This is a genomic window from Saccharopolyspora sp. 6M (genome assembly GCF_020176775.1).
GTDB lineage: Bacteria > Actinomycetota > Actinomycetes > Mycobacteriales > Pseudonocardiaceae > Saccharopolyspora_C > Saccharopolyspora_C gregorii.
Window position 1 is genome coordinate 1 of the sequence record NZ_JAIUJZ010000042.1, and the last position, 8,316, is coordinate 8,316.

Annotated in this window: 9 protein-coding genes and 1 tRNA gene; 2 read left to right on the forward strand and 8 right to left on the reverse strand. The window is 70.1% G+C overall.

Translation table 11 applies throughout. The annotated features are described in order from the left end of the window. The 3 genes from LCD31_RS07605 to rplJ form a co-directional block, all read right to left on the reverse strand. The coding region (locus tag LCD31_RS07605; protein ID WP_224956897.1) for an ABC transporter ATP-binding protein at positions 1 to 1,166 on the reverse strand (1,166 nt) is incomplete at its 3' end. A 488-nt stretch (positions 1,167 to 1,654) separates the two neighbouring features. Further along, positions 1,655 to 2,041: a 50S ribosomal protein L7/L12 gene (gene rplL, locus LCD31_RS07610; protein ID WP_224956898.1), complete on the reverse strand. Its 387-nt coding sequence runs from the start codon at positions 2,039 to 2,041 to the stop codon at positions 1,655 to 1,657. Between the two features lie 96 nt (positions 2,042 to 2,137). After that, the gene (rplJ, locus tag LCD31_RS07615) at positions 2,138 to 2,665 is read right to left on the reverse strand and encodes a 50S ribosomal protein L10 (protein ID WP_224956899.1); all 528 of its coding nucleotides are present in this window, start codon (positions 2,663 to 2,665) and stop codon (positions 2,138 to 2,140) included. 363 nt (positions 2,666 to 3,028) lie between these two features. Between rplJ and LCD31_RS07620 the strand changes: the two genes are divergently transcribed. Continuing rightward, a complete protein-coding gene (locus tag LCD31_RS07620; RefSeq protein ID WP_224956900.1) occupies positions 3,029 to 3,856 on the forward strand; it encodes a hypothetical protein in 828 nt (275 codons plus the stop codon). A 58-nt stretch (positions 3,857 to 3,914) separates the two neighbouring features. Here LCD31_RS07620 and rplA read toward each other — a convergent pair whose 3' ends face one another. From rplA to LCD31_RS07645, 5 genes are all read right to left on the reverse strand, one after another. Further along, positions 3,915 to 4,628 (reverse strand): 50S ribosomal protein L1, encoded by a 714-nt coding sequence (gene rplA, locus LCD31_RS07625; RefSeq protein ID WP_224956901.1) that lies wholly within the window; start codon positions 4,626 to 4,628, stop codon positions 3,915 to 3,917. 71 nt (positions 4,629 to 4,699) lie between these two features. Then, complete coding sequence (gene rplK / locus LCD31_RS07630; protein WP_224956902.1) at positions 4,700 to 5,134, reverse strand: 50S ribosomal protein L11; 435 nt, start codon at positions 5,132 to 5,134, stop codon at positions 4,700 to 4,702. 170 nt (positions 5,135 to 5,304) lie between these two features. Then, positions 5,305 to 6,180, reverse strand: a complete 876-nt coding sequence (nusG, locus tag LCD31_RS07635; protein ID WP_255623080.1) for a transcription termination/antitermination protein NusG — start codon at positions 6,178 to 6,180, stop codon at positions 5,305 to 5,307. A 121-nt stretch (positions 6,181 to 6,301) separates the two neighbouring features. Continuing rightward, complete coding sequence (gene secE, locus LCD31_RS07640; RefSeq protein ID WP_224956905.1) at positions 6,302 to 6,691, reverse strand: preprotein translocase subunit SecE; 390 nt, start codon at positions 6,689 to 6,691, stop codon at positions 6,302 to 6,304. A 33-nt stretch (positions 6,692 to 6,724) separates the two neighbouring features. Then, a tRNA-Trp gene (locus LCD31_RS07645) sits at positions 6,725 to 6,797 on the reverse strand. A 201-nt stretch (positions 6,798 to 6,998) separates the two neighbouring features. Here LCD31_RS07645 and LCD31_RS07650 point away from each other — a divergent pair. After that, positions 6,999 to 8,237 (forward strand): pyridoxal phosphate-dependent aminotransferase, encoded by a 1,239-nt coding sequence (locus LCD31_RS07650; protein WP_224956906.1) that lies wholly within the window; start codon positions 6,999 to 7,001, stop codon positions 8,235 to 8,237. Positions 8,238 to 8,316: the final 79 nt, after the last annotated feature.

An 8,316-nucleotide genomic window follows, 5' to 3' on the forward strand; every position in this document is an offset into this window, starting at 1 on the left:
GCCGGTTGCTGCGGGGCGGGGTGCCGGGTCGCGGGGTTCGGCGTCGTCGGGTTCGGCGTCGTCTGCTCGGCCGGTCCCTGCGGAGCCTGCTGCGCGGCCGCGGCGGGCTGCTGCGGTACCTGCGCGACCTCGCCCTGCGACAGGGTGCCGCTGCGCACGCCCGCGGTCGCCGGGGCTCCTTCGCGGATCCCGTAGCGCTCCCGCTCCTGCGGGGTGAGGCTCTTGAAGATCTCCTGCTGCGCCGACGGGGTCAGCGAACCCAGGTTCGCCATCACCCGGTCCTGCCTGCGCCGCACCGCGGTGCGCTCCGGCAGGCCCGGCGTCGCCTCCAGCTGGGGCATGATGTGCGGGACGCCCTGCTCCCCGCGCAGCTCGGCGAGCTCGGCGGCCGCCTGGCCGGCGTCCTTCTCCTCGCTCATCCCGATCGGGCCCTGCCTGCGGCCGTTGAGGAACTGCTCCACCACCGGTTCCGTCGAGGTCAGCAGCACCTCCCGCGGCCCGTACATCACCAGGTTGCGGCGGAACAGCATCCCGATGTTGTCCGGCACCGTGCGGGCCGTGTTGATGTCGTGCGTGACGATCAGGCAGGTCGCGTCGATCTGCGCGTTCAGGTCCACGATCAGCTGGTTCAGGTAGGCCGTGCGCACCGGATCCAGGCCGGAGTCCGGCTCGTCGAACAGCAGGATCTCGGGATCGAGCACCAGCGCCCTGGCGAGCCCGGCGCGCTTGCGCATGCCGCCGGAGATCTCGCCCGGCAGCTTGGTCTCGGCACCGAGCAGGCCGACCATCTCCATCTTCTCCATCACGACCTGGCGCACCTCGGACTCGTTCTTCCGGGTGTGCTCGCGCAGCGGGAAGGCGATGTTGTCGTAGAGGTTCATCGAGCCGAACAAGGCGCCGTCCTGGAACAGCACGCCGAAAAGCTTCCGGATCTCGTAGAGGTCCTTCTCCGCGCAGTCGCAGACGTCGACGCCGTCGATCAGCACCTTGCCCTGCTCCGGCTTCAGCAGCCCCACCAAGGACTTCAGGAAGACCGACTTGCCGGTGCCCGACGGACCCAGCAGCACGCTGATCTCGCCGGTCGGCAGGGTCAGCGTCACGTCCCGCCAGATGGTCTGCGCGCCGAAGGACTTGGACAAGCCCTCGACCCTGACCTCGACACCCATCCGGCACCTCCGCGTTCCTTCGTTGGCCGCGTTACTCGCTGGCATCACTCCGCCAAGTGCAGTAGCGCACCCGAACGGGGAGCCTCGCATATGTGACTCGACTAACCGACGTCAGGAGCGTCACACCTATACAACGAGCGAGACGCGCACAGGTTACTCACGAGTTCAGTTGGATTCCCAGAGCGCGGCGCAAATCGTTCCGAACTGTCCGGATCTGTGGTTTCGCAGACCGAAAAAATCAATGAAATGTGCACGGACCGCAAAAAGGCGGGCACCCGGGGTGGGCCCCCCCCTTCTCATGCCACTCGCGGAATGATCTTTTCAACGCGGGCCGGGCGGACGGGGAGATCCAGTGCACGGATCTCCCGCGACGATCGTTATCCGATCGATTCGCGGACCGCCCGGCGCCCTCCGCTGAGCATTCCGGTTCGCGGCGGAAGTGCATGCCGACCGTGACACCGCGTGAGCGGTGCCCGGCCGGCGGGAGATCACTTCAGGGTGATCTTGGCGCCGGACTCCTCCAGCTTGGCCTTGGCCTCGTTGGCCTTGTCCTTGTCGACCTTCTCCAGGAGGGCCTTCGGGGCGCCCTCGACGAGCTCCTTGGCCTCCTTCAGGCCCAGGCCGGAGACGACCTCGCGGACGACCTTGATGACCTGGATCTTCTTGTCGCCGGCGTCCTCGAGGACGACGTCGAACTCGTCCTGCTCCTCGACCTCGGCGGCAGCGCCACCGGCGGCCGGGGCGGCCACGGCCGCGACCGGGGCGGCGGCGGTGACGTCGAAGGTCTCCTCGAACTGCTTCACGAACTCGGAGAGCTCCAGCAGCGTCATTTCCTTGAAGACGTCCAGCAGCTCGTCGTTGCTCAGCTTGGCCATGACGGCGTTCCTTTCAGATCTGCGTCCGCCTCGGCGAACGGGTGCGATGTGCGGGCGGAATCCCGGCGCGCGCGCAGCGTTCCGGGCCGGGACGGATCAGGAGTCCGACTCGGCGCCCTTCTTCTCCTGCAGCGCGGCGGCCAGGCGCGCGACCTGGGACGCCGGAGCGGCGAACAGGCCTGCGGTCTGGTTCAGCTTGCCCTTCAGCGCGCCGGCCAGCTTGGACAGCGTGACCTCGCGCGAGTCCAGGTCGGCGATCCGCTCGACCTCGGAAACCGAGATCGCGCGGCCGTCCATGTAGCCGCCCTTGATCACCAGGGCCTGGTTGTCCTTGGCGAAATCGCGGAGCGCCTTCGCCGCGTCCACCGGCTCGCCCTCGATGAAGGCGATCGCGGTGGGGCCGACGAACAGGTCGTCGAGGCCTTCGACCCCGGACTGCTCGGCGGCCCGCTTGACGAGCGTGTTCTTCGCGACCCGGTAGGTCGTGCCCTCGCCCAGGGCGGTGCGCAGCTGCCCCAGCTGCGCCATGGACAGCCCGCGGTACTCGGTCACCACGGTGGTGGTCGCGGTGTTGAACCGCGAAGCGATCTCTTCGACCGCGTCGACCTTCTCCGGCTTTGCCATGTCGCCTCCTCTCTTCGATCGACTCGGAATCCCGCGAAAGCGGATTCGTAGCCGGTTGACGATCCCGAGGAGACGAAAAACGCCCCGGCGCAGCAGGCACGGGGCGGAAACTCAGCACCGGCGCGCATGCGCGCTCAGGTGCGGCCACGTCCTCCTGCGCGGGCCGCCCGCATCGCAACGGGACCTTCGTTTCCGCGCATCGCGAGCGACGCGTGGAAAGACCAGCGGTCTTGGGTGGAACTGCGACCAGAGTACTGCACCCCCGCGGCAGCTCGGACGGCACCCCCGCAGGTGGGCGGCCCGACGCAACCGCCGCGGCGCGGGACGATCACCACCCTTGCCCGGCACGGCAAGATGTCATTCGTGGCCGACCCGAACGAGTCGCACCGCGACGACCGAACCCCCCGCCCGGACGCGACCCCCGAAGTGGTGGACGCCGAACTCGTGCCGGATCCGCCGCGCACCCCGCCGGTGAGCGCGCCCGCACCCGACGACGAGCAGGCCCGGCAGTACGAGCAGTACCAGCGGTTCCTGGAGTTCCAGCGGTTCCAGGAGTGGCAGCGCGGGCAGGACGGCACCGGCGCGCAGGCCGCACCACCGCCCCCCCCGCCCGCCGCGCCGCAACAGCCGCAGGGCAGGCCGTGGTGGAAGAAGGCGCTGGTCCTGCTGTGGTCGCTGCTGCGGCCGCTGCTCGGGAGGCTGCTGTTCCTGCTCGTGACGGTGGCGCTGGTCGTGCTGCTGCTGTTCTGGCTGCTGTCCAAGCTGCTCGGTGGCGTCACCGGCGGTGGCGGAGGAGGCGGTGGGACCGGCGGCGCTCCCCCGGACGCCGCGCCCGTCACCCCGCCGTCGCCACAACGCGTCGTCCGCGCCTTCTACGGCTACGTCGCGCACCAGCCGGAGCAGGTCTGCGCCCTGTTCACCCCCGAAGGCGGGAGCGCCTTCGCCTACTACTCGCAGACCGCCGACTGCGCCGCCGCCGCGGTCGCGGCGCACGAGAAGGTCACCGAACCGAACTCGTTCAGCAGCCCGCGCTTCACCAACGACGTCATCCAGGAGAGCGAGGGCACGGCCGTCGTCGACTCCTGCGCGCTGAGCGTGTCCGGTGGCCCGCCGCTCGGGAAGTTCAGCATGTCCCGCCAGCCCAACGGCGGCTGGCAGATCGACAACTACGAACCCGCCGCCTGCTCCTGAGAATGCGAAAGCGGGGCGCCCCCGGAAGGGGACGGCCCGCTCGCAGCGGAAGTCCGCGTCAGGCAGGAGCCTCGGTGAGGTTCCGGGTCAAGCTCGGGTCCACCGGGATGCCCGGGCCCATCGTCGTCGTGAAGGTGACCTTCTTGACGTAGCGGCCCTTGGAGGTGGACGGCTTGGCACGCAGGATCTCGTCCAGCGCGGCCGCGTAGTTCTCCACCAGCTGCGTGGTGTCGAACGAGGCCTTGCCGATGATCAGGTGCAGGTTGGCCTGCTTGTCCACCCGGAAGCTGATCTTGCCGCCCTTGATCTCGGAGACGGCCTTCGTGACGTTCGGGGTGACGGTGCCGGTCTTCGGGTTCGGCATGAGGCCGCGCGGCCCGAGGACTCGCGCGATCTTGCCGACCTTCGCCATCTGGTCCGGGGTGGCGATCGCCGCGTCGAAGTCGAGCCAGCCGCCCTGGATGCGCTCGATGAGGTCTTCGGAGCCGACCGCGTCCGCGCCGGCGGCCTCGGCCTCGGCGGCCTTGTCCCCGGTGGCGAACACGATGACCCGGACGGTCTTGCCAGTGCCGTGCGGCAGGTTCACGGTCCCGCGGACCATCTGGTCGGCCTTGCGCGGGTCGACGCCCAGACGCAGGGCCACCTCGACGGTGGGGTCCATCTTGACCTTGGCGGTCTTCTTGGCCAGCTCGACGGCCTCCAGCGGCGCGTACAGCCGCGCGCGGTCGACCAGCTCGGCGGCCTGCTGATATGCCTTGCTGCGCTTAGTCATTCTCTGTCCTTAACGGTGGATCAGTCGTGGTCGCGTAGGGCTGCGCGAGCCCTCCCACACGTGCCGGTTCGTCAGCCTTCGACGGTGAGACCCATCGACCGGGCGGTGCCGGCGATGATCTTCGAGGCCTGGTCGAGGTCCTTGGCGTTGAGGTCGACCATCTTGGTCTGCGCGATCTCGCGGATCTGGTCCGCGGTGACCTTGCCGACCTTCGACTTGTGCGGCTCGCCGCTGCCCTTCTGCACACCCGCGGCCTTCAGCAGCAGCTTCGCCGCCGGCGGGGTCTTCAGGTTGAAGGTGAAGGAGCGGTCTTCGAACACGGAGATCTCGACCGGCACCACGTCGCCGCGCTGGCTTTCCGTGGCGGCGTTGTAGGCCTTGCAGAACTCCATGATGTTCACGCCGTGCTGGCCCAGCGCCGGGCCGACGGGCGGAGCCGGGTTGGCCTGGCCTGCCGAGATTTGCAGCTTGATGATCGCTGCGAGCTTCTTCTTCTTGGGCGGCATCTCTAGCTTCCTAGTGTCTTCGGTGTCCGTTCGCCCGACCCGAGGACGGGCCGGGCACGGGCGGGGACCACGACGGTGGCGTCGCCCGTTCCCGCGGCAGGTCCTGCCAGAGCCTGCCGCAGCCGCCGGAATCCCCTCGTCGGCCCGTCGCCGGGCTTCCGGGGAACCGGTCAGATCTTGGAAACCTGGTTGAACGACAGCTCGACCGGCGTCTCCCGGCCGAAGATCGACACCAGCACCTTGAGCTTCTGGTTGTCGGCGTTGACCTCGCTGATCGTCGCGGGCAGCGTGGCGAACGGGCCGTCCATGACGGTGATCGACTCGCCGACCTCGAAGTCCACCTCGACCGAGGGCTTCGCGGACGCGGCGGGCTGGGCGGCCTTCTTGCCCTGCTCCGGCTTCGCTTCCTTCTCCGCCTGCGGCGCGAGGAACTTCAGCACGTCGTTGATGCCCAGCGGCGAAGGCTGCGAGGTCGCACCGATGAACCCGGTGACACCCGGGGTGTTGCGGACCGCGCTCCACGAGGCGTCGTTGAGCTCCATGCGAACCAGGATGTAGCCGGGCAGCACCTTGCGCTGCACCAGCTTGCGCTGGCCGTTCTTGATCTCGGTGACCTCTTCGGTGGGCACCTCGACCTGGAAGATGTAGTCCTCGACGTCCAGCGTCTGGGCGCGGGTCTCCAGGTTCGTCTTGACCTTGTTCTCGTAGCCGGCGTACGAGTGCACGACGTACCACTCGCCCGGAGCGCGGCGCAGCGCGGCGCGCAGCTCCTCGACCGGGTCGGCCTCGGCCTCTTCCTCGGCTTCCTCGGCTTCCTCGGCCTCGGCGCTCTCGGCTTCGGCTTCGGTGCTCTCGGCGCCGTCGTCCTCGGTGGACTCCGCGGACTCGGCCGCTTCGTCGGTCGCCGCGTCGTCCGCCGAGGTCTCCTCGTCGGCGCCGGTGGTCGGACCGGTGTCCTCGCCGGAGTCGGCGCCGCGAGCGGAGTCGACGTCGTCGGCCACCGCCGACTCCTCGGCCTCGGCCGGCGCACCGGTCCGGCCGGTCAACTCCTGGTCCTCGTGGGAGGTCCCGTCTCCTGAGGTCACAGTGGGTCTCGCTTCCTCTCGTGCGTTATGCGCCGGGTCGATGGCGCGACAGCGGCCCGCTGTTCGCCGCGGGCCGTGGCGCTCAGCCGAACAACCAGAGCACGCCCTTGGCGAACAGCACGTCCAGGCCGGCGACGAACGCCACCAGAATGCTGACGAACACGAGCACCACGAGCGTGTAGGTGATCAGTGCCCGGCGTGTCGGCCAGATGACCTTGCGCAGCTCGGCGACGACCTCGCGCAGGAAGCGCCACACCTTGCGGAACGGCGAGACCCGACCCTTCCGGCCGTCTCGCGACGGAGTCGGCCGACCCTTCGACTCAGTTGTGCGGGTGGCACCGGAGTCCGGCCCGCCCGCACCGCCCTGCCGGGCGGAAGCGCGGGAGGCGCGACGCTCGCGTCGTGCGGCGGCGCTGGAGGGCTGAGCGGCATCCTGCTGCTCGTCCGGCCCCTGCTCGCGGTCGTCGCTCACGCCTGCTTCCTCCGCTCACCGTGTGCATCGACGCAGGGGTGACAGGACTCGAACCTGCAACCTGCGGTTTTGGAGACCGCTGCTCTGCCAATTGAGCTACACCCCTTCGCGACCGTCGGCCGCGTCGGAACACACCATACGCCAGCCCCGAAACCGGCCTACGCCGAGTTCGGGTGCGGGTGTACCGGCATCCCAAGACGGGAAGTGTACGGGATCGCTCCGCGCCTCCTGCACGGGCGGTCCGACAACGGCGAACGCCGAGGCGGGGAGCGTGCCGCCCCGGTTCGCGCTCTGCGAAGATGTTCCCATGTCAGCACCACTGGACCAGTCCGAGTCAGGCACCTCGAAGCGGCGCGTCTCCGCCCGCGTCGGCGGCATCAGCGAGTCCGCGACGCTCGCGGTCGACTCGAAGGCGAAAGCGCTCAAGGCGGCCGGGCGGCCCGTCATCGGCTTCGGCGCCGGCGAGCCCGACTTCCCCACCCCGCAGCCCGTCGTGGACGCCGCGATCGCGGCCTGCGCCGACCCGCGCAACCACCGCTACAGCCCCGCCGCGGGCCTGCCGGAACTGCGGGAGGCGATCGCGGCGAAGACCCTGCGCGACTCCGGGCTGACCGTCGACCCCAGCCAGGTGCTGGTCACCAACGGCGGCAAGCAGGCCGTCTACCAGGCGTTCGCCACGCTGCTCGACCCGGGCGACGAGGTGCTGCTGCCCGCTCCCTACTGGACGACCTATCCGGAGGCGATCGAGCTCGCCGGGGGCGTGCCGGTCGTGGTGCCCACCGACGACACCACCGGGTTCCTCGCGAGCGTCGAGCAGCTGGACGCCGCTCGGACCTCGCGCACCAAGGTCCTGCTGTTCAACTCCCCGTCCAACCCCACCGGTGCCGTGTACCCGCCGGAGCAGGTCCGGGCCATCGGCGAGTGGGCGGTGCGCAACGGGATCTGGGTCATCACGGACGAGATCTACGAGCACCTGGTCTACGGCGACGCCGAGCACGTCTCGATCGCCGCGCAGGTCCCGGAGCTCGCCGACACCTGCGTGATCCTCAACGGCGTCGCGAAGACCTACGCGATGACCGGCTGGCGGGTCGGCTGGATGATCGGCCCGAAGGACGTGATCAAGGCGGCCGCGAACCTGCAGTCGCACCTGTCGTCGAACGTGGCGAACGTGTCGCAGCGGGCCGCGCTGGCGGCGGTGAGCGGATCGCTGGACGCCGTCGCCGACATGCGCGCCGCGTTCGACCGGCGCCGCCGCACCATCGTCGAGATGCTCTCGGCGATCCCGGGCGTGACCTGCCCGGAGCCCGAGGGCGCCTTCTACGCGTACCCGTCGGTGCAGGAGCTGCTGGGCAAGGAGATCCGCGGCGCCCGCCCGAAGACCAGCGCGGAGCTCGCCGAGCTCGTGCTGGAGCAGGCCGAGGTCGCCGTGGTGCCCGGGGAGGCCTTCGGCACCCCCGGCTACTTCCGGCTGTCCTACGCGCTCGGCGACGAGGACCTCGTGGCCGGCGTGCAGCGCGTCGCCGACCTGCTCGGCGAGGCGAAGTGAGCCGGGGGGGGGGGGGGGGGGGGGGGGGGGGGGGGGGGGGGCGGGCGGGCGGGGGGGGGGCGCCCCGCGCCGGCCGCCG